Source organism: Streptosporangium sp. NBC_01755 (assembly GCF_035917995.1).
Lineage (GTDB): Bacteria > Actinomycetota > Actinomycetes > Streptosporangiales > Streptosporangiaceae > Streptosporangium.
This window is the reverse complement of the sequence record NZ_CP109131.1, coordinates 7727572-7753065: the sequence shown is the minus strand read 5'-3', so window position 1 is coordinate 7753065 and position 25494 is coordinate 7727572. Positions and strand designations below refer to the sequence as shown.

Annotated in this window: 23 protein-coding genes; 11 read left to right on the top strand and 12 right to left on the bottom strand. The window is 69.8% G+C overall.

What is annotated here, in order from left to right:
* The 3 genes from OG884_RS35585 to OG884_RS35575 form a co-directional block, all read right to left on the bottom strand.
* Entirely contained in the window at positions 1-1839 is a 1839-nt protein-coding gene (locus OG884_RS35585; RefSeq protein WP_326640221.1) for a glycoside hydrolase family 15 protein, read from the bottom strand.
* 268 nt (positions 1840-2107) lie between these two features.
* Positions 2108-3046 carry a siderophore-interacting protein gene (locus OG884_RS35580; protein WP_326640219.1) on the bottom strand — a complete coding sequence of 313 codons (939 nt, stop codon included), beginning with the start codon at positions 3044-3046 and terminating at the stop codon, positions 2108-2110.
* Positions 3047-3133: 87 nt separating this feature from the next.
* The gene (locus OG884_RS35575) at positions 3134-4222 is read right to left on the bottom strand and encodes a CHAP domain-containing protein (RefSeq protein ID WP_326640217.1); all 1089 of its coding nucleotides are present in this window, start codon (positions 4220-4222) and stop codon (positions 3134-3136) included.
* A 382-nt stretch (positions 4223-4604) separates the two neighbouring features.
* On the opposite strand from OG884_RS35575, the gene OG884_RS35570 reads away from it, so the two are divergent.
* Positions 4605-5054: a hypothetical protein gene (locus tag OG884_RS35570; RefSeq protein WP_326640215.1), complete on the top strand. Its 450-nt coding sequence runs from the start codon at positions 4605-4607 to the stop codon at positions 5052-5054.
* A 5-nt stretch (positions 5055-5059) separates the two neighbouring features.
* Here OG884_RS35570 and speB read toward each other — a convergent pair whose 3' ends face one another.
* Positions 5060-6085 carry an agmatinase gene (speB, locus tag OG884_RS35565; protein ID WP_326640213.1) on the bottom strand — a complete coding sequence of 342 codons (1026 nt, stop codon included), beginning with the start codon at positions 6083-6085 and terminating at the stop codon, positions 5060-5062.
* Between the two features lie 360 nt (positions 6086-6445).
* Positions 6446-6613, bottom strand: a complete 168-nt coding sequence (locus OG884_RS35560; RefSeq protein ID WP_326640212.1) for a DUF3073 domain-containing protein — start codon at positions 6611-6613, stop codon at positions 6446-6448.
* A gap of 293 nt (positions 6614-6906) precedes the next feature.
* Between OG884_RS35560 and OG884_RS35555 the strand changes: the two genes are divergently transcribed.
* Genes OG884_RS35555 through OG884_RS35545 form a run of 3 tightly spaced genes read left to right on the top strand, consistent with a single transcriptional unit; the run spans position 6907 to position 9166 of the window.
* Entirely contained in the window at positions 6907-7101 is a 195-nt protein-coding gene (locus OG884_RS35555; RefSeq protein ID WP_326640210.1) for a hypothetical protein, read from the top strand.
* A 2-nt stretch (positions 7102-7103) separates the two neighbouring features.
* Positions 7104-7439: an ArsR/SmtB family transcription factor gene (locus OG884_RS35550; RefSeq protein WP_326640207.1), complete on the top strand. Its 336-nt coding sequence runs from the start codon at positions 7104-7106 to the stop codon at positions 7437-7439.
* Complete coding sequence (locus OG884_RS35545) at positions 7436-9166, top strand: SulP family inorganic anion transporter (protein WP_326640205.1); 1731 nt, start codon at positions 7436-7438, stop codon at positions 9164-9166. The genes OG884_RS35550 and OG884_RS35545 overlap by 4 nt, the downstream gene beginning before the upstream one ends.
* Positions 9167-9392: 226 nt before the next feature.
* On the opposite strand, the gene OG884_RS35540 is transcribed toward OG884_RS35545, so the two are convergent.
* Positions 9393-10580, bottom strand: coding sequence for an FAD-dependent monooxygenase (locus tag OG884_RS35540; protein WP_326640203.1), 1188 nt, complete (start codon positions 10578-10580; stop codon positions 9393-9395).
* 186 nt (positions 10581-10766) lie between these two features.
* On the opposite strand from OG884_RS35540, the gene OG884_RS35535 reads away from it, so the two are divergent.
* Complete coding sequence (locus OG884_RS35535; protein ID WP_326640201.1) at positions 10767-13082, top strand: phosphoketolase family protein; 2316 nt, start codon at positions 10767-10769, stop codon at positions 13080-13082.
* Between the two features lie 186 nt (positions 13083-13268).
* Here OG884_RS35535 and OG884_RS35530 read toward each other — a convergent pair whose 3' ends face one another.
* Positions 13269-13556 carry a Fe-S cluster assembly protein HesB gene (locus tag OG884_RS35530; RefSeq protein ID WP_326640200.1) on the bottom strand — a complete coding sequence of 96 codons (288 nt, stop codon included), beginning with the start codon at positions 13554-13556 and terminating at the stop codon, positions 13269-13271.
* 507 nt (positions 13557-14063) lie between these two features.
* On the opposite strand from OG884_RS35530, the gene OG884_RS35525 reads away from it, so the two are divergent.
* The 4 genes from OG884_RS35525 (at position 14064) to OG884_RS35510 (ending at position 19061) form a co-directional block, all read left to right on the top strand.
* Entirely contained in the window at positions 14064-15437 is a 1374-nt protein-coding gene (locus OG884_RS35525) for an ABC transporter substrate-binding protein (RefSeq protein ID WP_326640198.1), read from the top strand.
* A 72-nt stretch (positions 15438-15509) separates the two neighbouring features.
* Positions 15510-16427, top strand: coding sequence for a carbohydrate ABC transporter permease (locus OG884_RS35520; protein ID WP_326640196.1), 918 nt, complete (start codon positions 15510-15512; stop codon positions 16425-16427).
* 16 nt (positions 16428-16443) lie between these two features.
* On the top strand, positions 16444-17424 hold the full coding sequence (locus OG884_RS35515; RefSeq protein WP_326640194.1) for a carbohydrate ABC transporter permease: 981 nt from the start codon (positions 16444-16446) through the stop codon (positions 17422-17424).
* A gap of 38 nt (positions 17425-17462) precedes the next feature.
* Positions 17463-19061 (top strand): glycoside hydrolase family 13 protein, encoded by a 1599-nt coding sequence (locus tag OG884_RS35510; RefSeq protein WP_326640192.1) that lies wholly within the window; start codon positions 17463-17465, stop codon positions 19059-19061.
* Between the two features lie 76 nt (positions 19062-19137).
* Here OG884_RS35510 and OG884_RS35505 read toward each other — a convergent pair whose 3' ends face one another.
* The 3 genes from OG884_RS35505 to OG884_RS35495 are packed head-to-tail and all read right to left on the bottom strand — an operon-like array spanning position 19138 to position 21517.
* Positions 19138-19293: a hypothetical protein gene (locus OG884_RS35505; RefSeq protein ID WP_326640190.1), complete on the bottom strand. Its 156-nt coding sequence runs from the start codon at positions 19291-19293 to the stop codon at positions 19138-19140.
* Positions 19290-20324, bottom strand: coding sequence for a phosphotransferase family protein (locus OG884_RS35500; protein ID WP_326640188.1), 1035 nt, complete (start codon positions 20322-20324; stop codon positions 19290-19292). Before OG884_RS35500 ends, OG884_RS35505 begins: the two co-directional genes overlap by 4 nt.
* Complete coding sequence (locus OG884_RS35495; RefSeq protein WP_326640186.1) at positions 20321-21517, bottom strand: acyl-CoA dehydrogenase family protein; 1197 nt, start codon at positions 21515-21517, stop codon at positions 20321-20323. Before OG884_RS35495 ends, OG884_RS35500 begins: the two co-directional genes overlap by 4 nt.
* 143 nt (positions 21518-21660) lie before the next feature.
* On the opposite strand from OG884_RS35495, the gene OG884_RS35490 reads away from it, so the two are divergent.
* Entirely contained in the window at positions 21661-22230 is a 570-nt protein-coding gene (locus OG884_RS35490) for a TetR/AcrR family transcriptional regulator (RefSeq protein ID WP_326640184.1), read from the top strand.
* Positions 22231-22356: 126 nt separating this feature from the next.
* Here the strand turns inward: OG884_RS35490 and OG884_RS35485 are convergent, their stop codons facing one another.
* A complete protein-coding gene (locus OG884_RS35485) occupies positions 22357-23526 on the bottom strand; it encodes an MFS transporter (RefSeq protein WP_326640183.1) in 1170 nt (389 codons plus the stop codon).
* A gap of 86 nt (positions 23527-23612) precedes the next feature.
* Positions 23613-24371, bottom strand: coding sequence for a DeoR/GlpR family DNA-binding transcription regulator (locus tag OG884_RS35480; protein ID WP_326640182.1), 759 nt, complete (start codon positions 24369-24371; stop codon positions 23613-23615).
* A gap of 57 nt (positions 24372-24428) precedes the next feature.
* Here OG884_RS35480 and OG884_RS35475 point away from each other — a divergent pair, with 57 nt between their 5' ends.
* The gene (locus tag OG884_RS35475) at positions 24429-25412 is read left to right on the top strand and encodes a helix-turn-helix transcriptional regulator (RefSeq protein WP_326640181.1); all 984 of its coding nucleotides are present in this window, start codon (positions 24429-24431) and stop codon (positions 25410-25412) included.
* The last annotated feature ends 82 nt before the right edge of the window (positions 25413-25494 follow it).

Sequence of the window (25494 nt, the reverse complement as noted above, 5' to 3'; positions counted from 1 at the left end):
TCAGCCGAGGGCGTGGTCGAGGTTGAAGGCGGCGCTGATCAGTGAGAGGTGGGTGAAGGCCTGCGGGAAGTTGCCGAGCTGCTCGCCGGTCTGCCCGATCTCCTCGGCGTACAGGCCGAGGTGGTTGGCGTAGGTGAGCATCTTCTCGAACGCCAGCCGCGCCTCGTCCAGGCGCCCGGCGCGGGTGAGCGCCTCGACGTACCAGAACGAGCAGATCGAGAACGTGCCGTCCTGCCCGCGTAGCCCGTCCGGGCTGACCGAGGGGTCATAGCGGTAGACCAGCGAGTCCGACACCAGGTTCGCGCCGAGCGCGTCAAGGGTGGACAGCCACTTGGGGTCGGTGGGGGAGATGAACTTGGCCAGCGGCATCATCATCACCGAGGCGTCGAGGACGTCGTCATCGAAGTGCTGGACGAACGCCCGCAGCCGCTCCGACCAGCCACGCCGCATGATCTGCCGGTAGATCGCGTCGCGGGCCAGCTGCCAGCGCTGCGTGTCGGCGGGCAGGCCGCGATGGGCGGCCATCCGCATGGCCCGTTCGATCGCCACCCAGCACATCAGCCGTGAGTAGACGAAGTTCTTGCGCCCGCCGCGCGTCTCCCACACGCCCTCGTCCGGCCGGTCCCAGTTGTCGCAGACCCAGTCCACCAGGATGTGGACCTCTTCCCAGAGCGCGCTGGAGATCGGCCGGTACCACTTGTCGTAGAGGTAGACCGAGTCGAGGAGGGCGCCGTAGATGTCCAGCTGGAGCTGGCCCACGGCGGCGTTTCCGACGCGCACCGGGGCCGAGCCCTGGTAGCCCTCCAGGTGGGGCAGCTCGACCTCGGGCAGTTCGGTGCGTCCGTCGATGCCGTACATGATCTGCAACGGCCCCGAGGGGCCGCCGCAGTCGCGGCTGACGTGCTTGGACAGGAAGCCCATGAACGCCTCGGCCTCCTCGCCGAAGCCCAGCCTGAGCAGCGCGTACACGCAGAACGCCGAGTCGCGGATCCAGACGTACCGGTAGTCCCAGTTGCGCTCCCCGCCGATCCGCTCGGGCAGGCTGGTCGTCGCGGCGGCCACGATCCCGCCGGTGGGCGCGTAGGTGAGGAGCTTCAGCGTCAGCGCGGAGCGGTGCACCATCTCCCGCCACCGGCCGCGGTAGCGCGACGCCGACAGCCAGCGGCGCCAGAACGCGACGGTGGCGGTGAACTGCTCCTCGGCCTCCTCGATCGGGCACGGACGCGGTGCCACGTCGGCGCCGAACCTGTCGAGGGCGAACACCGCCCACTCGCCCTCGTTGAGCTTGAACTCCGAGCGCACGTCCTGGCCGTCCGCCTCCAGGGTGGTGCTGGAGGAGAGGGCCAGGCAAAGCGACGGTGACTCGAAGACCGCCCGGCCGCCCCGCATGCTCAGGACGTGGGACTGCCTGCCGTAGTCGAACCGGGGAGCCACCCGCGCCCGGAACTGCAGCGATCCCCGCACGCACCTCACCCGCCGGATCAGCCGGTGCCGGTCGCACTCGCCGCAGTCGTCGGTGACCGGCATGAAGTCCTGGATCTCGCCCACCCCATCGGCCGCGGAGAACCGGGTGATCAGCACGTTGGTGTCGGGGAAGTAGAACTGTCTGGTCCTTGCGGGCACATCGGTGCTCAGCTCGAACGATCCGCCCCGGGTGGCGTCCAGTATCGAGCCGAACACGCTCGGCGCGTCGAAGCGTGGGCAGCAGTACCAGTCGATCGTGCCGCCGGTGTCCACCAGCGCAACGGTGCGCAGGTCACCGATCAGCCCGTGGTCGGCGATGGGTGGGTATCCGGGGGTGCCCGCCGGATCCTCGGGGACGGACCGTGCTGCTGTCATGTCGGCCCTCCCAGGTCGCGAGCAGGGCATCCTACGCCCTCAAGCTACGCGGCCCGGGCACCCGTCCGGCTCCGTCCCGGGTCAAGGAGTCGGCAGATTTTCGGGTAAGGAGTGGTAAAGGCCCCGGTGACGACCTGGGTTCACTGCCGCACCACAGGGATCGTCGCGACACCGATCCGTTCGGGGGCCGTTCAGGATCCGTTCGGGGGTCGCAACGACCCCTTGGATCCGCTCGGTCGTGTGTCACCGGGGGCCTTTACCGGCGGACTCAGGCGCTCTCCGCCCGTCCCAGCCGCCAGTAGCCCATGAAGGCCACCGCGGAGCGGTCGATTCCCGCCTCCCGTACCAGTTGGCGGCGGAGCAGCTTGACCATCCCCGCCTCGCCTGCCAGCCAGGCGTACAGGCCGTCGCCCGCGGAGGAGTCCGGGACCTCCCAGAGGATCTCCGCGTCGACGTCGACGTCCTCCAGCGGGGCGGCGTCGGGGACGGTGCCCGCCGGGGCGACGAGCGCGCTCAGGGCGTCGCGGACGGCGGGGATGAGCAGGTCGCCGTGGCGGGCACCCTCGCGGGGCAGCCAGGTGACCCGCACACCCGGCCGGACATCGAGGGTGAGCGCGTCGGCGGCCTCGGGGACCTCCAGCAGCACGGTGGCGGGCACGGAGCCGGAGAGCGACTCGGCGATCGTGGCGATGGCGGGCACGGCCGTCTCGTCCCCGGCCAGCAGCAGGTGGGACGCCCCGGCGGGCGGTGCCCACTCCTGGCCGCCGATGGGGCCGGGGTAGGCGGCGTTGGGGCCGACCACCACGGCCCGGTCGCCGGGGGTCACATGGGTCGCCCACCGGGAGGCGGGGCCGGTCTCGCCGTGCAGGACGAAGTCGACGTCGATCTCGCGCCGCTCCGGCCGGACGGCTCGTGCGGTGTAGGTGCGGATCGGGTTGCGCAGCTCCTGCGGGAGCGCGCGCCACCGCCGGTACCAGTCGTCCCCGTCGCCCAGGGGGGTGAGGCTGCCGTCCGGCAGCGGGAGGATCACCTTGATCCGCTGGTCGAAGCCCTTGTCGGCGAAGCCCGCCAGGTCCTCGCCGCCGAAGGTGACCCGGACGAAGCTCGGGCTGAGCCGCGCCGTCCGCAGAACCTCCACGTGGTGGCCTCGATAGACCGGAACCTCCGCCGTGCGCTCCAGGGTCTGCTCGCCGCCCGCTGTCATCATGCCGCCTTTACTGGGAGATGCCGTTCCCAGTAACTTAGCTTTGCCTAACCTTATTAATCAACCCGTGAGTCTGTGCCCGCCGGGGAGTCACGCGGCCCGGCACGCCTCCGTCTCGGGGGCGGAGGTCTCGGGGGCGGAGGTCTCGGGGGTGCGTCCGATGACGGACCGTGGGCGGCCGGCGCGCTCCGCGCGGTACGGCTCGTGCGCCCAGCCCGGCCTGCTCACCCGGAGCGTCTCGTAGTTGTGGGGAGTGGTGTCCGGTCTGCCCGTCCTGTCTCGCTCGGATGCCCCGGTCAGGGAGAGTGCGGCCTCGGCCTTGGACGCCATGGCCGGGGAGAGCGCGATCTCGGCCTTGGATGCCCCGGCCGGGGAGAGCGCGATCTCGGCCTTGGATGCCCCGGCCGGGGAGAGTGCGGCCTCGGCCGGGGGCGCTCCGCCGGTTGATCGCTCCGCCCGCCGCCGAGGTTCCTGCCGCCCGCTCCTCATGCGGTGCCGTCCCGCCGAGACGCGGGGGCGCAGCCGGGACAGGACGAACGACGTGCCGAGGACGAAGGTCAGCAGCCCCGCGACCATGGCGGTCTCCACGGAGACGGGAGACATGGCGGAGGTATCGGCCAGGGCCGTGGAGCCCGGGGCGGGTGCCGGGCGGACCTCGATCCGGCCGACCGTCTGCGGGGTGCTGCCGTCCGTGTCCGACGCGGCGCCCGTCAGGTTCTCCTTGACCTTGCGCGGCAGGCCGTAGCCCACGACCTTGCTCTGGTCGCGTGTCTTGCGTTTCAGCCAGACCCGGTCGACGTTCCCCTCGATGGTGTGGATCGTTCCACCCTCGACGCTCTCGACGACACCGACGTGGTCGATCCCCTTGATGTCCTTGCCGCCCGACCAGTCGAAGAAGACCAGGGCACCCGGCTCGGGTGTCCGTGACCAGGCGCCGTTCGTCTCGAACCAGCGGGCCTGCGACGGGGTCCAGGCGAACTGCCCGACGTACTCCGGCACGCCGGCCCTCTCCGCGGCCCAGGCGATGAACATCGCACACCAGGGGGCCGTTTCGTACTGCGGGTCCTGAACCACGTTGGCCGCGTACCACTCACCGAACTTGCTGTGCCGGCCGGGCCCCTCCCGGTACCCGATCTCGGGCCTGATGATTCTGAGCAGATCGTCACCGATCGGATCCATGGCCGTGAGCCACCCCGTCCACTCTCCTCCGCCCTTCCGCGAAGGGGGGCGCCGTCCGATAGAGCTGGACTGTATTCGCAGAAAAACTGAGAAGTGAGGCTATTTGCATAAAAAGCAGGGTTGCAGGGCTGTTGAATACCGTATTCGACAAAAGGGATGAAACCCGGCCTCGCGTCCTTTAGTATCGACCGGTGGCCGGGGCGGGCACGGCGTGCGAGAGTACGAGGTCACCTCGGGTGACCGGGGGCACACCAGGATCCGCCCATGCCCATCGGGTCGAATAGCATGTGATCGCACATGCGCGGTATGCGCGGGTGCCGACGTCGAGACCCGACCTCCCGGTCCGGCGAAAACACCGGACGCGAAGGCGGAGTGGGTTTCCATGTTCGACGACAAGACACAGGAGACCCTCCGCCGCCTCCTGGACCTCGCCGAGCACCCCGCGACCCCGCAGGCCGAGCGTGTCCTGGCCGTCGCGCGGGTCCGGGCCCTCATCATGGTGCCGGAGGGCGACGCCCGCAGGGCACCGGTCACCCCGGCGATGGAGGCCGGGATCCTCAGCAGGGTCAGGCCGCTCGCCCACCGGGTCGAGGAGGGTCCGGTGAACGCGGTGCACGGGGACCTCTACGCCTTCAGCACCCGCTACCGGGTGATCGGCGAACTCGCCGAGGAGATCGCCCTCCTGCTGGAGCGCTGGAGCGCCGCCGTCCCGCAGAAGCGTCACCGGCACGAGGAGGCCGTCAGGCTCGCGGCCTCGAAGCTCGTCTACCTGCTGGAGCGGCGCGACCTGTTCCGCAAGCCCAGGTGGGGCAACCGCCCGAGAACCAGGTAGACCTCTCAGCGGTCCGGGCGGTCGGCGAGCAGGGGGAGCAGCGGGTTCCACGCCGTACCGTCCCGGGCGTCGCGCCGCCGCCGGGCGATCGCGCTCAACGCCTCGAGAACCACGCGGTTGGCCAGCGCGGCGGTGATGTCCGCGTGGTCGTAGGGCGGGCTGACCTCCACCACGTCGACTCCGACGACCGGCAGCTCCAGGCAGATGCGCCGTACGGAGTCGAGGAGCTGGCGCGCGGTGATGCCGCCGGGCTCGGGCGTCCCGGTGCCCGGCGCGTGACCCGGGTCGCACACGTCGATGTCGACGGACAGGAAGACACCGTCGCACTCGTCGGTCGCGATGGCGAAGGCCTCGGTGAGGCACTCCGTCAGGCCGCGGTGCACGATCTCGGTCATCTCGTACGAGCGCATCGAGCGCTCCGCCATCCAGTCCAGCGTCTCCGGCGGCGGCCAGTAGCCGCGCAGGCCGATCTGCAGGAACCGGTCGCCGCGCAGCGCCCCCGACTCGATGAGCCTGCGCATCGGTTGCCCGTGCCCCCACAGCGAGCCGAACTCGATGTCGCCGGTGTCGGCGTGGGCATCGAAGTGGATCATCGAGATCCGGCCGTGCCCGAGGACGTTGGCCACGCCCTTGGCATCGGGGAAGGCGATCGAGTGGTCACCGCCCAGGATCACCGGGATGGCTCCGGCCCGGGCCACCTTCTCGACGGCGGCCTCCAGCGCGGCCAGCGCGGCCAGGATGTCGCCGGGCGGCATCTCGACGTCACCGGCGTCCAGGACGCGCAGGTCGCGCAGCCCGTCGGTGCGCAGTGCCAGGCTGGGGCGCGCCCCGTCGTGCGGCAGGTAGTCGGTCATCCGGATCGCCTGTGGCCCGAAGCGCGCTCCCGGCCGGTGCGAGGTGCCGCCGTCGAACGGCGCCCCAACGATCACGATGTCGGCGCCCGCGTAGCTCGCGGGCTCTTCCAGCGAGCACCGTTCGACGCCGAGGAAGGTGATGTCGGGCCCGAACTGGGCCCCGTAGCGGTTCGTCAAGGCCTCTCCGGCGCATGTGATGGGTGGTGGCCGTGGCCCAGGGAGACTTTCCGCCTCGGCGAGGCGTGACCTCGCGGGAGCCGGTGATTCTTCCCGGGGCCACGGCGTGTGAACTGGCGGATCCCGGTGTCCGGGGGGAAGGGCGGCCGGTCACCGTCTCGATGAGGTGAAACCCGCCAGAGCTCTCCGTCGACGCGCCGTACGGGGATGTGACCCGCCGTCTGGCGGCATCGCACAACCGTGACGGTAAGCAGCTCTGGCCGGCCGCCTCAATGATGTTGCAGGATGTTGCGCGGGATTCGCCGTCGTGCTCGGGGGCACGGGCCGTTCCCTCGATCAGCGAAACCCGCGCAACCAGTCCTACCTGCCTGTCGGCTCGCCGACAGGGTCGTCGGCCTCGCTCTCCGGCGCGGGATCGTCACCGGCGCCCAACTCCTTACGCAACCGGTCAAGATCCATGCTGTGGCTGCTGTACTTCAGCTCGCGAGCAACCTTCGTCTGCTTCGCCTTGGCTCGGCCCCGTCCCATTGGCTGTACTCCCTCACGCAGGCCGTGCTCGGCCTCTCGTCACTGTCGCATCGCCGGCTGGCGCGCTCTGACGCCGCAGGTCAGCCCGCGGTAGCCGTACCAAGTATCCCGCTTCGCGGTCGATCCGTCATTGATCGGGCTCGAACCGGCCGGAGACCTGTGGAAAACGGCTCCGGCCATCATAGCCAACGTCATTACGATTTGAAGAATTATGCAATTTGGCACATCATCAGGAAGGGTGTACCGGTAAACCGGACGCCGGAGGATTGACCTGGTCCACAGGAGGTGGGGGCGTGAGCGAGTTCGCGGCGGAGTTAAGAGCGCGCATAGCGGATGTCGACGGCGAGTTGGAGCTCATGCGCCAGGCTTCCGACGATCACGGGGTCGAGGTCCTGTCCGGAAGGCTGGAGAACCTGCTGCGCATCGCCGACCGGCACGGCGTCGAGGTACGACACTCCGATGGCGGGCCAGCCGTCGGGGCCGCATGATCATGCCGGTGCCACTGCACCAGGCCAAGGCCGAGCTCTTTCGCACCCTCGGCCATCCGGTCCGCGTCCGGGTGCTGGAGCTGCTGCAGGACAGCCCCCTGCCGGTGCGGGATCTGCTGAGTGCCATCGATGTCGAGGCGTCCAACCTCTCCCAGCAGCTGGCGGTGCTGCGCCGCGCCGGGCTCGTGACCGCCACCCGGGACGGCGCCACCGTCGTGTACGCGCTGTCCACCCCGGACGTGGCCACCCTGATGTTCGCGGCGCGATCGATCCTCACCGAACTGCTCGCCGGGCAGGGTGAGCTGCTCGCCGAGCTGCGCGCCGAGGCTCGCGGGTGAGCACGTCCACCGCCGCTGGACGGTGGTGGGCCCGCCTGTCGGGTCTGCTGCCCACTCGCGCCGACTGGGCGCCCGCGCGCCGTGATCCGCGACGGGATCTGCTGGCCGGGCTGACCGTGGCGGTCGTGGCGCTGCCCCTCGCGCTGGCCTTCGGGGTCAGTTCGGGGATGGGGGCACAGGCGGGTCTGGTCACCGCGATCGTCGCCGGGACGCTCGCGGCGGTTTTCGGCGGGAGCAACCTGCAGGTCTCCGGGCCGACCGGCGCGATGACCGTGGTGCTGGTGCCGATCGTGCACCAGTTCGGCGCACGCGGTGTGCTGATGGTCGGGCTGCTGGCCGGGGTGGTGCTGGTCGGGCTCGCCGTGGCCAGGGTCGGCCGCTACGTTCAGTTCATCCCCACCTCGGTCATCGAGGGGTTCACCGCCGGGATCGCGGTGGTGATCGCGCTGCAGCAGGTGCCCGCCGCCCTCGGGGTCTCGGGAGTGGAGGGGGAGCAGGTCTGGCGGGTGGCCGCCGAGGCCGTCGCCCGTTTCGCCGCCGCCCCCGACCCGGTGCCCGTGGTGATGGCAGTGGCGGTGGCCGCCCTTATGCTGGTCGGCGCCCGCCTACGGCCCGGCCTGCCCTTCTCGCTGATCGGTGTGGCGCTGGCGACCATGGTCACCGCCTTCGCCGGCCTTGATGTCGCCCGCATCGGAGCGCTTCCCGCCGGCCTGCCGGCCCCCTCGCTGGGCTTCCTCGACACCGGCGCGATAGCCGCGCTGCTTCCCTCGGCGCTGGCCGTCGCCGCGCTGGCGGCCCTGGAAAGCCTGCTGTGCGCCTCCGTGGCCGACGGGATGAGCGTCAACGAGAGACACCACCCCGACCGCGAGCTTTTCGGCCAGGGCATCGCCAACCTGGCCGCGCCGCTGTTCGGCGGCATCCCGGCCACCGCCGCCATCGCCCGCACCGCGGTCAACGTCCGTTCGGGCGCCCGTTCCCGCCTTGCCGCGCTCACCCACGCGGTGGTGCTGGCGGTGATCGTGTTCGCCGCGTCCGGAGTCGTCGGGCACATCCCGCTGGCGGCGCTGGCCGGTGTGCTGCTGGCCACGACGGTGCGGATGATCGAGGTCGGCTCGCTGCGCGCCATCGCCCGCGCGACACGTGGTGACGGGCTCGTCATGCTGCTCACCTTCGTCGTCACGGTCGTCGTGGACCTGGTGACCGCGGTCGCCGTCGGCATTGGCACGGCGATCGTCCTGGCGCTGCGCGCCATCGTCAGGAACGCGCAGGTGCAGCGGGTGCCGTTGGAGAGCGGTGACCACAGCGAGGAGGAGTACCGGCTCCTGCGGGAGCACATCGTCGCCTACCGGTTCGACGGGCCGCTGGTGTTCGCCGCCGCCCACCGTTTCCTGCTGGAGCTGTCGGAGGTCGCCGACACGCGCGTGGTGATCCTGCGCATGTCCCGTGTCTCCACTCTCGACGCCACCGGGGCGCGGGTGTTGGGGGAGGTGATCACCGATCTGGAACACCGCGGCATCGTCGTGCTGCTGTCCGGCATCCGGCCCGGTCACGATCAGGTTCTGGCCGCGCTCGGTGTGGCCGACCATCTGCGTCGCGATGGCCTGATCTTTTCCGACACCCCCGCCGCCATCATGCACGCCCGTGACCTGCTCACCGGTGTCGCCGAGGGAGGGCCGCGGTCGAGGACGTCCGCCGAGTGCCGGGATGATGTCACGGCCGGACCGTGAACGGCCGGGCGCGCCGCTGAGCGCCGCGAAGGGGAATCCGCCCCGCCCGCCGACTGCCCCGTTATTTTGTTTCCCGGCTGGACGAACATCAAGATCAAGGAGTTCTTCCTCGCCCTCGTGATGATCGCCCACAGGTTCCTGGGCGGGGTGCGCGAGGTGCGGTGACCGCCGCGCCGCCGGGCTCCCGCCCCGGGCAGGCGGGAGCCCGGCCGCCCGGCCGGGTCGTTCAGCCTGCCATGGTCGTCTCGGGGTCGTGGCCGTAGAGCCAGGCGTTCTGCCGGAGCGGGTCGCCGCCGGCGAAGGCCGCGTCGCGCTCCAGCTGGGCGGGCCCGTCGGGCAGGTGGTTCTGTACCTCGCGGCCACGGCTCATCAGCTGAACCTGCGAGGCCCGGGGCCGGCGGATCTCCTCGTAGCGGACCAGCGCCTGTGCCACCGTCTCGCGGGTGGCGTCGCGCAGGCAGCTCGCGAGGACCACCGCGTCCTCGACCGCCTGGGCGGCTCCCTGGCCGAAGAAGGGCAGCATCGCGTGGGCGGCGTCACCCAGCAGGGCCACCCGCCCGGATGTCCAGCGATCCAGGGGGCTGCGGTCGTACAGGGCCCAGCGCCTGGTCTCGGTGGCCGAGGCGACCAGTTGCCTCAGCCGAGGGTCCCAGGTCTCGAACTCGCGCGCCAGGTCTCCGATACGCCCCTCAGCGGTCCACGACTCGACACGCCACTCGCCGGCGGGCACGATCGCGACGATGTTGATCAGCTTTCTGTCCCTGATGGGGTAGTGGACGAAGTGACGGCCCGGGCCCAGCCAGAGCGTCTGCACCCGGCGCAGCGCCAGCTCCGGTGCCTGCTCGGCCTCGACCAGGCACCGGTAGGCGCACAGCCCGGAGAAACGCGGCGGCGCCTCCTCGACGACCGTGGGCCGTACCGCCGAGTGGATGCCGTCCGCGCCGATCACCCCGTCGGCGGTCACCGTCGTCTTCTCGCCCCGGCTGTCGGTGAAGACCAGTTCGACCTCGGAGCCGTCCTGGCGCAGGGTCTCCAGCCGCCGGTCGGCCCTGACCGTGTCCGAGGGCAGCGCCTCCAGCAGCATCTCCAGCAGGTCGGCCCGGTGCGCGACGTAGCAGTCGGTGCCGTACATCCGCCGGCACTCCTCGCCCATCGGCTGGGAGAACAGCACCCGGCCGTCCTGCCAGCGCCGGAACTCCCAGCCGGCCTCCAGTGGTACGGCGAAGGACGCCAGTCGCTCGCCGAGCCCGGCCCGCGCCAGGGGGCGGACCATGTTGGGGCCCACCACGATCCCGGCGCCGACCTCACGCAGCTCGGCGGTCTGCTCGTACACGACTGCCTCGACACCGGCCTGCCGCAGCAGCAGGGCAGCGGCCAGCCCGCCGAGACCTCCGCCGATGATGGCGATTCTCACTCTGGAGATCTTCGTACATTCCATCCCAATACGGTAATGGGGCAGGAGGAACAGGTGATCACGGTGGTGCGAGGGGCCCACCTCGCGGCCGCCCGGCGCGGGTGCCCTTCCGCCCGTCCTTGTCGCACGGGTGAACGCGTCCGCCGCATCGAGATTGGAATGCCTCAGCGGAGGAATTGTCGATGTATGGACGCACTCGCGCACGTCGACGCCTACTGGCGCGCCGCCAACTACCTGTCCGTCGGTCAGATCTATCTGCTGGCAAACCCGCTGCTGACCGAGCCGTTGCGACCCGAGCACGTCAAGCCCAGGCTGCTGGGGCACTGGGGGACCACGCCGGGGCTGAACTTCTGCTTCGCCCACCTCAACCGGATCATCACCGAACGCGACCAGGACATGATCTACGTCGTCGGTCCCGGCCACGGCGGTCCCGCGGCGGTGGCGCATGCCTGGCTGGAGGGCTCCTATACCGAGAAATATCCGGATGTGGGGCAGGATGCTCGGGGGATGCAGCGGCTGTTCCGGCAGTTCTCCTTTCCCGGCGGCATACCCAGCCACGTCGCGCCCGAGACACCGGGGTCGATCCACGAGGGCGGTGAGCTGGGCTATGCCCTGGCCCATGCCTACGGAGCCGCGTTCGACAACCCGGACCTGGTGGTGGCCTGTGTCATCGGTGACGGCGAGGCCGAGACCGGGCCGCTGGCGGGCAGCTGGCACTCCAACAAGTTCCTCGACCCCGCCTGCGACGGGGTGGTGCTGCCGATCCTGCACCTGAACGGTTACAAGATCGCCAACCCGACCGTGCTGGCCCGGATCCCCGAGGAGGAACTGGTCAAGCTGATGGAGGGGTACGGCTACCGGCCGCACTTCGTCTCCGGCGACGACCCCGAGGTCATGCACATGCTGATGGCCGAGACCCTGGAGCGGGTGTTCGACCAGATCGCCGACTACCGGCAGGGACGGGCCGACCGCCTGCCGATGATCGTCCTGCGGACGCCGAAGGGGTGGACGGGGCCGCGCGAGGTCGACGGCCTGCCGGTGGAGGGGACATGGCGGGCGCATCAGGTGCCGTTGACCAGGGTGCGTGACAGTCCCGAGCATCTGGCGATGCTGGAGGAGTGGATGCGCTCCTACCGGCCGGAGGAGTTGTTCGACGGCCGGGGCCACCCGGTGGCGGAGGTCCTGGAGACGGTCCCCGAGGGGCCGCTGCGGATGAGCGCCAATCCGCACGCCAACGGCGGTGAGCTGCTGCGGCCGCTGGAGCTGCCCGACTTCCGCGACTACGCGGTCGAGGTGAAGGCTCCCGCTCGCGTGTCGACGGAGCCCACCCGGGTGCTGGGGACGTTCCTGCGTGACGTGATCGCCGCCAACCCCGACAACTTCCGGTTGATGGGTCCCGACGAGACGGCGTCCAACCGGCTGTCGGCGGTCTTCGAGGTCACCGACCGGGCCTGGGACGCCGAGATCCTGCCCACCGACGAGAACCTCGCCAGGGGCGGGCGGGTGATGGAGGTGCTCAGCGAGCACCTGTGCCAGGGCTGGCTGGAGGGGTACCTGCTGACCGGCCGTCATGGGCTTTTCAACTGCTACGAGGCATTCATCCATATCGTCGACGCGATGTTCAACCAGCACGCCAAATGGCTGGAGGCCTGCCGTAAGATTCACTGGCGGCGGCCGATCGCGTCGTTGAACTACCTGCTGTCATCGCATGTGTGGCGTCAGGATCACAACGGTTTCAGTCATCAGGATCCGGGATTCCTGGATGTGGTGATGAACAAGAAGGCCGAGGTGGTGCGGGTCTACCTGCCGCCGGACGCCAACACGCTGCTGTCGACGGCGGATCACTGCCTGCGCTCGCGTGACTACGTCAACGTGATCGTGGCGGGTAAGCAGCCGGTGCTGGACCTGCTGCCGATGGACAAGGCGATCGCGCACTGCACCCGGGGCCTGGGCATCCTGGAGTGGGCCGGCAGCGATGCCGGCACCGAGCCGGACGTGGTGCTGGCGTGCGCGGGGGACGTGCCCACGCTGGAGACGCTGGCGGCGGCGGCCCTGGTGCGCGAGTACCTGCCCGAGCTGAAGGTGCGGGTGGTCAACGTGGTGGACCTGATGCGGCTGCAACCGCCGAGCGAGCATCCGCACGGCATGTCGGACGCGGAGTTCGACACGCTCTTCACCGCCGACAAGCCGGTCGTCTTCAATTTTCACGGCTATCCGTGGCTGATCCACCGGCTGACCTACCGGCGCCACGGCCATGACAACATCCATGTGCGCGGCTACAAGGAGGAGGGGACCACCACCACCCCGTTCGACATGGCCATGCTCAACGACATCGACCGTTTCCACCTGGTCATGGATGTCATCGACCGGGTTCCCGGGCTGGCGGAGCGGTCGGCGCATCTGCGTCAGCACATGATGGACCGCCGGCTGAGCGCTCGCGCCTACACCCGTGAGTACGGCGAGGACCCCGCCGAGATCCGCGACTGGACCTGGCCGTACTGACCGGCGCCCCTGACCGCGACCCTGCCCCCGGGACCGCACCGTTCCCCGGGGAGGTCGGGCACCCTCCCCGGGGAACGGTGCGTCCACAGGGACGGTGAGAAAGGGGCCGCGGTCCCCGGCTCTCAAGCGCGTGAACGTGCCGGCCCCCATGGGGGCCGGCACGCGTGCCGGTTTCACGGCGGATGGTCAGTGAGGCTGTTCGGTGACGAGAAACGCGACGCCGCCACCCTCGTCGACGTCGGCGTCCAGTGACTTGTCGTCCAGCATGTCCACGACCTGCGGGTCGAGGAAGATCCGTGCGCCTGCCGACTCCACCACCCTGTCGGCGGACTCGGGGTGTTCGGCGATCGAGAGCATGAGCGATCCGGTGCCGTCGCTCTGGGACGAGATGCGGACCCCGGTATCGGGAGAGTCCGTCACCTGTGAGCTGAGATCCCGGATTACCTGGGCTGCGATGTCCGTCAATGTGAGCATTGCTACTCCTTGTCGGTATCGGGAGTTGAACTCTTCGCCCTTGCCCGCTCTCATCCGGCCCAACCATCCGCCCGGATTTTCCCGCGGCGGTCACGCCCCGGTTGTGCCGGCGGATCAGCCCTTTTGGCCGAGACGCTCGATGTGCCCGGCCGCCTTGCGCAGGCGATCAGGGCGGGGTCCCACCCGGGGGCGAACCGGGGACACCGCGGCGGGAGGCGTATCGGGCTCCGTTGGGCCCCCTGGGGCGGTGCGGCGCCCAGCAACCGCTTGCTGAAAGTTCCGACAGGAAAATGACGTCATCAAGCATCTTCTTGCATGCGGATGACTCCATTCCGTGTCACCACTGTATATCCGCAGGTCATAGCGGTTGTTCGCTCACGACGGGGTGTTGCGGCGAGATGGCCGGCCGATCGCTGTCATTTTTTTGCATCTGAATTGACGGCCTCTTGCTACTTCCTGCGCGTCTCTATATGTTTCTCGCAACCGACCCGCCAAGGAGTGCCTCGGATGAAATCTCCCAAGCTCTCGATGCTGCTCGCCGCAGCCATCGCGCTCACCGCCGCCGGGTGCGGCAACGACGACAGCGGATCCAAGGCCGCCGAAACCAGTCCGAGCGCCGCTGGGGCCGATGCTCCGGTCACGATCTCCGTCGGCTGCCAGCCGCCGAAGAGCAACCCGCTGGAGCGAACCGCCTGGGACGAGGACGTCGCCGCGTTCCGGAAACTGCATCCGAACATCACGATCGACAGCAAGGACGCCTTCCCCTGCATCAACCCGGACACCTTCCAGGCGAAGCTGGCCGGCGGCACGATGGAGGACGTCTTCTACGTCTACTACACCGATGTAAAGAAGATCATCACGGCGGGCCAGGCGGCCGACATCAGCCCGTACGTCGGCAGTGTCACCAAGCTGGGCGACCTGCGGCCCGACGTCATGAGCATCTTCAAGGAAGGCGACAAGGTCTACGGCCTTCCCAGGAACAACTACTCCATGGGCCTGGTCTACAACCGCAAGCTGTTCACCGAGGCGGGTCTCGACCCCGCCGCGCCGCCCAAGACCTGGGCCGAGGTGCGTGAGGCCGCGAAGAAGATCTCCGGGCTCGGTGCCGGATATGTTGGATTCGGTGAGTACAGTGCCGGCAACACCGGCGGCTGGCACTTCGCCGCCTCCCTCTACGGGCGTGGCGGCGAGATGGTCACCCCCGACGGCAAGACCGCGGCGTTCAACAGCCCGGAGGGCAAGGCCGTCCTGGAGAACCTCAAGACCATGCGCTGGACCGACAACAGCATGGGTACCAAGCAGCTCCTCCAGTGGGAGGACCTGATGAGGATGATGGGCGGCGGCAAGCTCGGCATGATGATCGGCGCCCCGGATGTCGTCCAGACGGTCAACAACGACTTCAAGGGCAAGTTCGAGAACTACGGGGTCACCGCCCTGCCCGAGGCCAGGGCCTCGCTCAACGGCGGCGACGGATACATGATCAACCCCAAGGCCACGCCCGAGAAGATCAAGGCCGCCATGCTGTGGCTGGAGTTTCACGAGCTGACCCCGGGCCAGGGCCAGTTCGACTACGCGCGCAGCAAGCAGCAGGGCCGCCCGGTCGGCCTGCCGATCCCCGACCTGTACGGCGACACCGCGCCCGGCAAGGAGATCACCGAACTGCGCAAGACGAACGCCACGGTGCCGGTGGAGAACTTCACACCCTTCGTGGAGGGATCGGCGACCATCCAGAACAAGCTTGAGCCGCCCAAGTCCCAGGAGCTCTACGCGATCCTCGACGTGCCCATGTCGGCGGTGCTGACCAGGCAGGACGCCGACATCGACAAGCTCCTGGCCGACGCCGAGGCCAAGGCCAACAAGGTTCTCGCGAAGTCGAGCTGACCTTCTGACACCCGGGGTGCCGGCCCGACGGGCCGGCACCCCGACACTCATGTCGAAATCGGGAGTCGACCGATGACCACAATGACCGTGAAAGGCTCACGGAGGCGGGGGCCGGGAGCGTTCCGGCGCGGGCTGCGACGCAACCTGACCGCCTACGGGTTCCTCTGCGCGGCGCTGATCTGCTTCGCCTTCTTCTCCTGGTACCCCATGGTGCGGGAGGTACTGCTCAGCTTCCAGCAGACGAACTTCGTCGACGATCCGACCTGGGTCGGCCTGGAGAACTTCCGCACGGTGACGGAGGACTCGGCGTTCGCCGACGCGTGGCTCAACACCCTCGCCTTCACCGGTCTTGCGCTCGTGTTCGGCTACGTCATCCCCTTCGTGGCGGCGATCGTCCTCAACGAGCTGCGACACGCGCGGGCCTACCTGCGGTTCATCGTCTACCTCCCGGTGATGCTGCCGCCGGCCGTCGGGGTGCTGCTGTTCAAGTGGTTCTACGACCCGGGCGCCGGACTGTTCAACCAGATCCTGGATCTGGCGCACCTGCCGGCCCTGAGCTGGCTCGACTCCACCGACACCGCGCTGATCTCCCTCGTGATCGTCTCCACCTGGATGAACCTGGGAACCGGCACGCTGATCTACCTCGCCGCGCTGCAGAGCATCCCGAGCGAGCTGTACGAGGCCGCCGAACTGGACGGTGCCGGGATCTTCAAGAGGGTCTGGCACGTCACGATCCCGCAGACCAGGCTGATCCTGCTGGTGATGCTGCTGCTGCAGATCGTGGCGACCATGCAGGTCTTCATCGAGCCGTACCTGCTCACCGGCGGCGGCCCGGAGAACGCGACGCTCACCGTCGCCTACCTCATGTACCAGTACGCCTTCAACTTCGGTGACTTCGGCGCCGGAGGCGCGCTCGGGCTGATGCTCATGGTCGTGCTGATGGTGTTCTCCGCCTTCTACCTGCGCCTGTCGCGGGACGACCAGAGCTAAGGAGGCAGCCGAGCCGATGTCGAACCTCGCAGTCCAATCACCTCGCCCGGCTCCCGCCCTTCCTCCGAAGCGCGGCTCCGGAGGAAGGGGCAGGCGGCCGCGCGCGGCCAAGGAGGCGCCCAGGGAGTTTCGCAGCCTGGTCTCCCCGCACACGCTCAACACCCCGCGCGGGCGGCTGATCTACCGGATCACGCTGACCCTGGTGGTGGTGGCCTTCACCGCCGCGTTCGTGTTCCCGCTCTACTGGATGGTCACCGGCGCGCTGAAGACCCCCGAGGAGCTCGCCCAGATCCCGCCGAGCTTCTTTCCCACCTCCTTCGACTTCGGGGTGTACGCCGAGGCGTGGGACCAGCTCGACCTGGGGCTCTTCCTCACCAACACCGTCGTCTACGCCGGCGGCGCCTGGCTGTTCACGCTGGCCATCGACGTCTCGGCCGCCTACGCGCTGTCCAAGCTGCGGCCCGTGCTGGGCAACGTGGTCCTGGCGCTGATGCTGGCCACACTCATGATCCCGCCGATGGTCATCCTGCTGCCCGCCTACCTGACGGTCAAGGACATGCCGATCTTCGGCTGGGACCTGCTGAACACCCCGTGGGTGATCTGGTTGCCCGCGGCGGCCAACGGGTTCTTCATCTTCCTGCTCAAGCGTTTCTTCGACTCGATCCCCCGGGAGTTGCTGGAGGCCGCCCAGATCGACGGCGCCTCTCCCGCCCGCATCCTGTGGTCGATCGTGCTTCCCGTCTCCCGGCCGATCCTCGGAGTGGTGTCCATCCTCTCGGTGGTCAACGTCTGGAAGGATTTCGTCTGGCCGCTGCTCGTGCTGCCTGACGGGGAGAAGATGACGATCAGCGTGGGCATCGCCTCGCTCTCGGCGCAGATGCCGCAGAACGTGCTGATCGCCTCATTGGTGATCGCGAGCATCCCGACCATGGTGGTCTTCTTCATCTTCCAGCGCAGCATCATGGCCGGCCTCACCGCCGGCAGTCTCAAGGGCTGACCTCGTTATCCACTTCAACCGCAAGGAGTTGTTCCAGCATGTCCGGCAGCACCTTCCCGGGAGCGACCCCGGACCCCGAAGCATGGTGGCGGGGAGCCGCGATCTACCAGGTCTATCTCCGGAGCTTCGCCGACGGCGACGGCGACGGGATCGGCGACCTCGCGGGACTTCGCGCGCGCCTGCCATACCTCTCCGACCTGGGCGTCGGCGCGATCTGGCTCAACCCCTGGTACCCGTCGCCGATGGCCGACGGTGGATACGACGTGGCCGACTACCGTGACATAGAGCCATCGTTCGGCACGCTCGCCGAGGCGGAGGAGTTCATCGCCGAGGCGCATGCCCTGGGTATCAAGACGATCACCGACATCGTCCCCAACCATGGCTCCGACCAGCAGAAGTGGTTCGTGCGCGCGCTGGAGGCCGGTCCCGGATCGCCCGAGCGCGACCGCTTCCTGTTCCGTGAGGGAAGGGGAGCGGGCGGTGAGCTGCCACCCAACGACTGGCAGTCGATCTTCGGCGGCTCCGCGTGGACCCGGGTCGCCGACGGCCAGTGGTACCTGCACCTGTTCGCCCCCGAGCAGCCCGATTTCAACTGGGCCAACCCCGAGGTCGTCGAGGAGTTCCACGACGTGCTGCGCTTCTGGTTCGACCGGGGTGTGGACGGCATCCGGGTCGACTCGGCCGCCCTGCTGGTCAAGGACATGGACGGCGGGGGAGGACAGGAGGCATACACGGACCTCGACGGCGTACACGACATCTACCGAGGCTGGCGCCAGGTGGCCGAGGAGTACGACGACCGGATCCTGATCGGCGAGGTGTGGCTGCCCGACCAGGAGCGCTTCGCGCTCTACCTGCGCCCCGACGAGATGCACACCGCTTTCAACTTCGACTTCCTGGCGTGCACCTGGGACGCCGACGCGCTGCGCCGGTCGATCGAGGAGACCCTGGCCACGCACATCCCGCTGGGCGCGCCCCCCACCTGGGTACTGTCCAACCACGACGTGACCCGCCCGGTGACCAAGTACGGCAGGGCCGACACCTCCTTCGACCACGCCGACCGCAAGCACGGCATGCCGTCGGATCCGGTGCTGGGCGAGCGGCGGGCCCGTGCGGCCGCTCTGCTGGCGATGGCGCTTCCCGGCGGGCTCTACGTCTATCAGGGCGAGGAGCTGGGGCTGCCGGAGGTGGAGGACCTGCCGGACGAGCTGCGCCAGGACCCGATCTGGGTCCGTTCCGACCACACCGACCCCGGCCGCGACGGCTGCCGGGTGCCGCTGCCGTGGTCGGGTGACGAGCCGCCGTTCGGGTTCGGCGCGGGGCAGCCGTGGCTGCCGCAGCCGCCGGAGTGGAAGGCGCTGACGGCCGAGGTGCAGGCCGCGGACCCGGCGTCCATGTTCACCCTCTACCGCACCGGGTTGCACCTTCGCCGTGAGCTGCTCGGTGACGGCACGCTGGCCTGGCTGGAGGCGGGGGAGGGGGTGCTGGCCTTCCGCCGGGAGTCGGGCCTGATCTGCGTGGTCAACCTCGGCTCGGAGCCGGTGTCCCTGCCGGAGCACGAGTCGGTCCTGCTGGCCAGCGGCCCGCTGGAGGGTGACAGGCTCCCCTCCGACGCCGCCGTCTGGCTCCGGGTGACCTGAGCCGCGCCCCCGGGGGGCGAGGGCAGGGGAGTGCCGCCATCGGTGCCGATGTCGGGGACCGCGCGCTCTTCTGTCGTCAGGCGCGGTGGGGGTTCTCTCCGGCGCGGGTGATGACCACTTCGGGGACGACGGTGCGGGCGGACAGCCGGGTGAGGCTGAGGGCCGGTTCGGCGATGACCAGGCCGATGCCGCGGGAGGCGCCGGTGACCAGTGCCGAGGGGCGTGTGTTCATGCTGTTGCCGTCTTCCTGTTCAGGGCGCGCAGCCCGGCCGCGGCCAGCTGCGGGACCGCCGCTCCCACGGTGTCGAAGCCTTCCCCCACGGTCAGGCCCTGCCGGTGCCGGGCGTAGATGCCTTCGGCGATCACGGCGATCTTGAAATAGCCCAGGGCGAGATAGAAGTCGAGCCGGCCAAGATCACGACCCGAGACTCGGGCGTACCGCTCGGCCAGGTCCTCGGGTGCGGGCAGCCGCTCGCTCGTGGAGGCGGCCGACCCGGCGAGCACCGGCTCGAACGCGGGATCGCGGTAGACCAGATGCAGCGCCAGATCGGTCAGCGGGTCGCCGAGCGTGGCCATCTCCCAGTCGACGAGCGCGCGCATCGTGCCGAGGTCGTCGTCGGCGAAGATGGCGTTGTCGATGCGGAAGTCGCCGTGCACGACGGCGGCCCCACCGGTGGCGGGCGTCGTCTCGGCCAGCCTGCCGCGCAGCGCGTCGATGTCGCGCAGCTCACGGGTGGCCACCCGCTGCCACTGGTCGGACCACCTGCCGACCTGCCGCGCCAGGAACCCCTCCGGACGCCCGAAACCAGACAGGCCAACGTCGCCGTACGGCACAGCGTGCAGAGCGGCGAGCACCTCGATCAGCCCGTGCGCGCAGCGGGCCAGCTCGGCGGGGCCGTACCGGTCGAGGTCCTCGCGGCTTCGGACGACCGCGCCTGACACGTACTCCACGAGCGAGAACGCGCATCCCAGGACCGACGGGTCCTCGCACAACGCCACGGCGCGGGCGACCGGGACGCCGCTGCCGTACAGGGCGGCGACCACGCGGTACTCGCGGGCCACGTCGTGCGCCGAAGGGGTCAGGCCGCCGAGCGGCGGGCGGCGCAGCACCCAGGAGGTGCGGCCGTCGCTCAGCCGGTAGGTGAGGTTGGAGCGGCCGCCGTGCACCAGGTCGGCGCTGATCGGGCCGGACGCCTCCGGGACGTGCAGGTCGAAGTACTGCTGCAGGGCCGGAAGGTCCAGCCCCGGCAGGGATCCGGTCATCGCGCGGACCCGGCGGCGCGGCGCAGCGCGCGGCGGGCGATGGCCCAGCGGTGGGTTTCCGTGGGGCCGTCGTAGATCCGGAAGGGGCGGATCTCGCGCAGGAAACGCCCCAGCAGCACGTCACCGGAGATGCCGAGCGCGCCGCAGATCTGCACCGAACGGTCCACGACCCGCCAGACGGCCTCGGCCGTGAAGGCCTTGGCGATCCCGGTGGACTGCGCGCCGGAGCCGCCGTTGTCCAGCTCCCAGCAGGCCTGCAGCGTCAGCGCCCTGGCCGCGGCGAGGTCGATCTCGGAGTCGGCGATCATGCCCTGCACCATGCCGAGGTCGCCCAGCCTGGAGCCGAACAGCCGACGCTCCGAGGCGCGGGCGAGCGCGATCTCCTGGGCCCGCCGCGCTATGCCGAGCCAGCGCATGCAGTGCGTCATCCGCGCCGGGCCGAGCCGTACCTGGGCGTAGTCGTAGCCCTTGTCCACCTCGCCGAGCACGGCCTCGTCGGGCACGACGCAGTTGTCGAACACCACCTCGCAGTGCCCGCCGTACATGCTCTCGTCCAGGGTGTCGATGTGGCGGACGATCTTCATTCCGGGGTTGGCGGCGTCCACCAGGAACATGGTCGCGCCGCCGCGGTCGCCGGGGTCACCGGAGGTGCGGGCCATGCAGATGGCGAAGGCCGCGCCGTCGGCGCCGGTGATGAACCACTTGCGCCCGTCGATCCGCCAGCCGCCGACGACCCGGCGCGCCATCGTGCTCAGCGCGGCCGGGTCCGAGCCCGCGCCCGGAGCCGGCTCGGTCATGGCGAAGCAGGACCGGATCTCGCCCTGGGCCAGCGGGCGCAGGTAGGTCTCCTTCTGCGCCGGGCTCGCCACAGCCTCCAGGAGGTGCATGTTGCCCTCGTCGGGGGCGGCGATGTTCAGCGCGAGTGGCCCGAACAGCGACCAGCCCGTCTCCTCGAAGACCGCCGCGCGGCCCCGCATGTCCAGGCCGTGCCCGCCGTACTCGGGCGACACGTGCGGTGCGAACAGGCCGGCCTGCTTGGCCGCGCTCTGCAACCGGGTGCGCATCGCGTCACCGCCGGCCGCCGCGACGCCGCCGAAGCGCTCCTCCTCGGGCACCACGACCTCACGCACGAACTGTGCCGTTCGCTCGGCCAGTTCGGCCACGCGTGGCTCATGCGACAAATCAACAGGCATCGGATCCCCCTATCATTGGCTAATGAGTATTAGCCTCATTCTTAGACAGCTGATCCTGTGAGGTCAAGAGGTCCTCTGAACAGCGTTTTTCGCGACCCGAACTCGGCTACGATCAATTAGCCAGATAGGACGAGGTGGTAGTCATGACGGGGCGGGCCGCAGACATCAAGGCGGCGGCGCTGGCGCTGTTCGCCGAACGCGGGTATCAGGCGACGACGATGGCCGACATCGGGGCGGCCATCGGAATCCGCGGGCCGAGCCTGTACAAGCACGTCGGATCCAAGCAGGAGCTGCTCGTCCAGATCATGACCGCGACGATGGACACGCTGCTGGCCAACCATCGCGCCGCGATCTCAGGGTGCGACGACGTGGCCGAACGCCTGCGGCGGGCCGCCGAGGCACACGTGCGCTTCCACGCAAGGCACCGCCTGGAGGCGTTCGTGGGCACCCGCGAGATCCGGAGCCTCGAAGACCCGCACGACACCGAGGTGCTGGAACGACGTACGCGGTACGAGCGCGGGTTCCGGAAGATCATCGCCGAAGGGGTCGAGGCAGGGCGTTTTCAGGTCGCGTCGGTCAAGCTGACCTCGTACGCGATCCTCGACCTCGGCATGGGCGTCTCGGTCTGGTATCGCGAGGACGGTGAGCTGACCGAGGATCGGCTCGTCTACCAGTACGGCGACTTCGCCCTGCAACTAGCCGGCGCACGCTGAGCCGGTGCTCCGGCGTCGACCTCGTTCAGGGGATGTGCGCACCGGCAGTCGCTTGATGCCGTGGGCGAATCAGCCACTGCTTCCGCTCGGGTTCTTGGGCGGCGCCAGGATCGTGTGCGAGGTGATCTACTTTGTAAAGGGCGTGGTTCTGAGTGCCTTCGCGGCCAGAGCGACGAAAAGGGCCAGCAAGGCGGGGATGGCCAGCGCGCGGGGCAGACCCACCAGCTCGGCGGCGCCACCGATCAGCACGGGGCCGGTGAGGAATCCCGCGTATCCCAGGCTCGACACCCGGGCCAGCGCCTGTCCTGCGCGGGCCGGGGCGCGGCGACCGGCCGCGGAGAAGACCTGGGGGACGATGCAGGACAGGCCCGCCCCGAAGCAGCCGAAACCGATCACCGCGGCGACCTGGTGGTCGGCCAGCAGGGCCAGGCCGAGCCCGGCGGCGGCCAGCGCGCCGCACGCGCGCACCAGGTTCACCGGCCCCAGCCGGGCGGCCAGCCTGTCGCCGGCAAGTCGGCCGGCGGTCATCATGACCGAGAAGGCGGCGTAGGCGGCGGCGGCGAACCCGTCGGAACTGCCAAGGCTCTCGCTCAGGTAGACCGAACTCCAGTCGGCCGCGGCCCCTTCTCCGATCATGCAGCAGAAGGCCAGAACACCCAGCAGCATCACGCCTCCACCCCCGCCGGGCGCCGGTCCCGTCCCCGAGGGGATGGCCTGTGCGGTCAGGGTGAGCGCCCAGCGGGCCGCCCAGAGCGCGAACGCGGCGATTACCACGGCGACCGCGATGAACGTCGCTCCCGGGCTGAACGAAGCCTGGGCGAGCAGCCCGCCGGAGGTGGCGCCGAGGAACCCGCCGATACTGAACACCGCGTGGAAGGATGACATGATCGGCCGGCCCGTGGCCTGCTCGACCTCGACGGCGCCCGCGTTCATCGCGACGTCCAGGGTGCCGTGCACCGCACCGAAGGCGAACAGTGCGGCGGCCAGGCCGACCAGGTTCGGCATGTAGGCGGGCAGGATCAGCGCGACGCTCTGGGCGAAGGCCATCGGCAGCATCACCTTGACACTGCCGTAGCGGTCGATCAGGCGGCCGACCACCTGCATGCCGGCGATCGCCCCGGCGGCGATGCCGAGCAGCGCGATGCTGAGCTCGCCCTCGCTCAGCCCCAGCCCCTGTTTGATCGACGGGATGCGTGCCGTCCAGGTGCCGATGGCCATGCCGGAGAGCAGGAAGAGCAGGTAGATCGCCACCCGGCCGCGCAGCAGCGCGGCCCGGTCGAGAGGGGTGACGTGCATGGGGGAGGGCTCCAGTCGGGTGGCGCGGATCAGAGGGTGTGGACGAGCCGGGAGCCATCGGCGCGGGCGCCGAGCAGGGGCTTCGGTCAGACGGTGCGGACGGTGACGCCCGCCGCGACCATGGCGTCGTGCTCGGCGGTGGGGAGTGCGGTGTCGGTGACGACCATGTCGAGGCGGTCCAGCGGGCAGACCGCGCCGAACGCGGTGCGGGTGAACTTGCCGGAGTCGGTGGCCGCGATCACGCGCCGGGCCGAGGCGATCGCCGCCTGCTTGACGGCGACGTCGGACAGGTCGTGAGCGGTGAGGCCGTGTTCGGCGGACAGGCCGCAGCAGCCGATGACCGCGGTGTCGAAGCGCAGGGAGCGGATGGTGCTCTCGGTCAGTGGGCCGGTGAAGCTCAGCTCGCCGGGGCGGACCTCCCCGCCGGGCAGCACCAGGCGGATCCGGGCGGCGGTGCTGAGCTCGGTGGTCACCTGCAGGCAGAGCGGCAGGACCGTCAGGCGGCGGTCACGGATCGCGCGGGCGATCTCCAGGGAGGTGGTGCCGCTGTCGAGCAGCACGGCCTCGCCGTCGGCGAGCAGGGCAGCGACCTCGCCCGCGATCCGCCGCTTGGCCTCCGTCGCCTCGCGTTCGCGTACCACGAAGGGTGGTTCCTCTCCGCGCAGCAGCAGGCTCACCGCGCCGCCGCGGATCCGCCTGACCACGCCCTGCTGGGCGAGCTCGTCGAGGTCGCGGCGGATGGTCATCTCCGAGACCGCGTGCTCGACCGCAAGTTCCGCGACGGAGACGACGTCGCTGGCGCGCAGTGCCGACATGATCGCGCGAATGCGATTGTTACCTTCCATGTGTTCATTTGAACATGTGGTGTGTGAGGTTGGCAAACGTGCGGAACAATGGCCGCCATGCGCGCGAGTCGTCTGCTCTCCCTCCTGCTGCTCCTGCAGACGCGGGGGCAGCTGACGGCCACCGAACTGGCCAGGGAACTGGAGGTCTCCGTCCGCACGGTCTACCGCGATGTGGAGGCGCTGTCGTCGGCCGGGGTGCCGGTCTACGCCGACCGAGGGCCCGCCGGTGGATATCGCCTGCTGGACGGCTACCGTACCCGCCTTAACGGCCTGACCGCCGAGGAGGCATCCTCGCTGTTCCTGGCGGCGCTGCCCGGCCCCGCCGCCGAACTGGGGCTGGCCGAGGTCGCGGCGAACGCCGAGTTGAAGATGCTCGCCGCACTGCCCCCCGAGCCGCGCTTTCACGCCGCCAGGATGCGCGAGCGCTTCCACCTGGACGTGCCCGGCTGGTATCGCGACGCCGACGCGGTCCCTTTCCTGGGCGAGGTCGCCGAGGCGGTGTGGGAGCAGCGCCCGTTGCGCATGACCTACCGCCGCTGGGGTCCCCGCGACGTCGAACGCCTGGCACACCCGTACGGCCTGGTCCTCAAGGGGGGAGCGTGGTACATGGTGGCCGTCGCCGGTGAGGGGGAGCCGCGTACCTACAAGGTGGCGCGGATCGTGAGTGCCGAACTCCTGGCCGGGCGTTTCGAGCGCCCCGCCGGCTTCGACCTGCCCGCCTTCTGGCAGCGTTACACGGCCGGCTTCCGCGAGCGGATGTACACCGGCGAGGCGCTGGTGCGGATGGCGCCCGGCACCGAGGGGATGCTGCGTCACACGGTCGGCGCCGAGGTCGCCGAGGCCGCGCTCGCCGCGGCGGGCCCGCCCGACGAGCTCGGCTGGGTGCTGCTGCGCCTGCCGACCGAGTCCATCGGGCACGCCCACTGGCTGCTGCTGCGCCTGGGGGCCGACATCGAGGTGCTGGAGCCGCCCGAGCTGCGTGAGCGGATGGCCACCACCGGCGCAGACCTGGCCACGCTGTACGGCACGAGTTTCGGCTGATCGTTCGCCTGCCCGCCCCGCCCCCCATCGCGGCCACTCTGCTTCGCCGCATCGCAGAGTGGATCGACCAACGCACCCTCGC

Bases quoted from the DNA above. Each gene is read 5' to 3' on its own strand.
- OG884_RS35585 (WP_326640221.1), bottom strand. From the start codon at position 1,839: ATGACAGCAGCACGGTCCGTCCCCGAGGATCCGGCGGGCACCCCCGGA.
- OG884_RS35580 (WP_326640219.1), bottom strand. From the start codon at position 3,046: ATGATGACAGCGGGCGGCGAGCAGACCCTGGAGCGCACGGCGGAGGTT.
- OG884_RS35575 (WP_326640217.1), bottom strand. From the start codon at position 4,222: ATGGATCCGATCGGTGACGATCTGCTCAGAATCATCAGGCCCGAGATC.
- OG884_RS35570 (WP_326640215.1), top strand. From the start codon at position 4,605: ATGTTCGACGACAAGACACAGGAGACCCTCCGCCGCCTCCTGGACCTC.
- OG884_RS35560 (WP_326640212.1), bottom strand. From the start codon at position 6,613: ATGGGACGGGGCCGAGCCAAGGCGAAGCAGACGAAGGTTGCTCGCGAG.
- OG884_RS35550 (WP_326640207.1), top strand. From the start codon at position 7,104: ATGCCGGTGCCACTGCACCAGGCCAAGGCCGAGCTCTTTCGCACCCTC.
- OG884_RS35535 (WP_326640201.1), top strand. From the start codon at position 10,767: ATGGACGCACTCGCGCACGTCGACGCCTACTGGCGCGCCGCCAACTAC.
- OG884_RS35530 (WP_326640200.1), bottom strand. From the start codon at position 13,556: ATGCTCACATTGACGGACATCGCAGCCCAGGTAATCCGGGATCTCAGC.
- OG884_RS35525 (WP_326640198.1), top strand. From the start codon at position 14,064: ATGAAATCTCCCAAGCTCTCGATGCTGCTCGCCGCAGCCATCGCGCTC.
- OG884_RS35520 (WP_326640196.1), top strand. From the start codon at position 15,510: ATGACCACAATGACCGTGAAAGGCTCACGGAGGCGGGGGCCGGGAGCG.
- OG884_RS35515 (WP_326640194.1), top strand. From the start codon at position 16,444: ATGTCGAACCTCGCAGTCCAATCACCTCGCCCGGCTCCCGCCCTTCCT.
- OG884_RS35510 (WP_326640192.1), top strand. From the start codon at position 17,463: ATGTCCGGCAGCACCTTCCCGGGAGCGACCCCGGACCCCGAAGCATGG.
- OG884_RS35505 (WP_326640190.1), bottom strand. From the start codon at position 19,293: ATGAACACACGCCCCTCGGCACTGGTCACCGGCGCCTCCCGCGGCATC.
- OG884_RS35500 (WP_326640188.1), bottom strand. From the start codon at position 20,324: ATGACCGGATCCCTGCCGGGGCTGGACCTTCCGGCCCTGCAGCAGTAC.
- OG884_RS35495 (WP_326640186.1), bottom strand. From the start codon at position 21,517: ATGCCTGTTGATTTGTCGCATGAGCCACGCGTGGCCGAACTGGCCGAG.
- OG884_RS35490 (WP_326640184.1), top strand. From the start codon at position 21,661: ATGACGGGGCGGGCCGCAGACATCAAGGCGGCGGCGCTGGCGCTGTTC.
- OG884_RS35485 (WP_326640183.1), bottom strand. From the start codon at position 23,526: ATGCACGTCACCCCTCTCGACCGGGCCGCGCTGCTGCGCGGCCGGGTG.
- OG884_RS35480 (WP_326640182.1), bottom strand. From the start codon at position 24,371: ATGGAAGGTAACAATCGCATTCGCGCGATCATGTCGGCACTGCGCGCC.
- OG884_RS35475 (WP_326640181.1), top strand. From the start codon at position 24,429: ATGCGCGCGAGTCGTCTGCTCTCCCTCCTGCTGCTCCTGCAGACGCGG.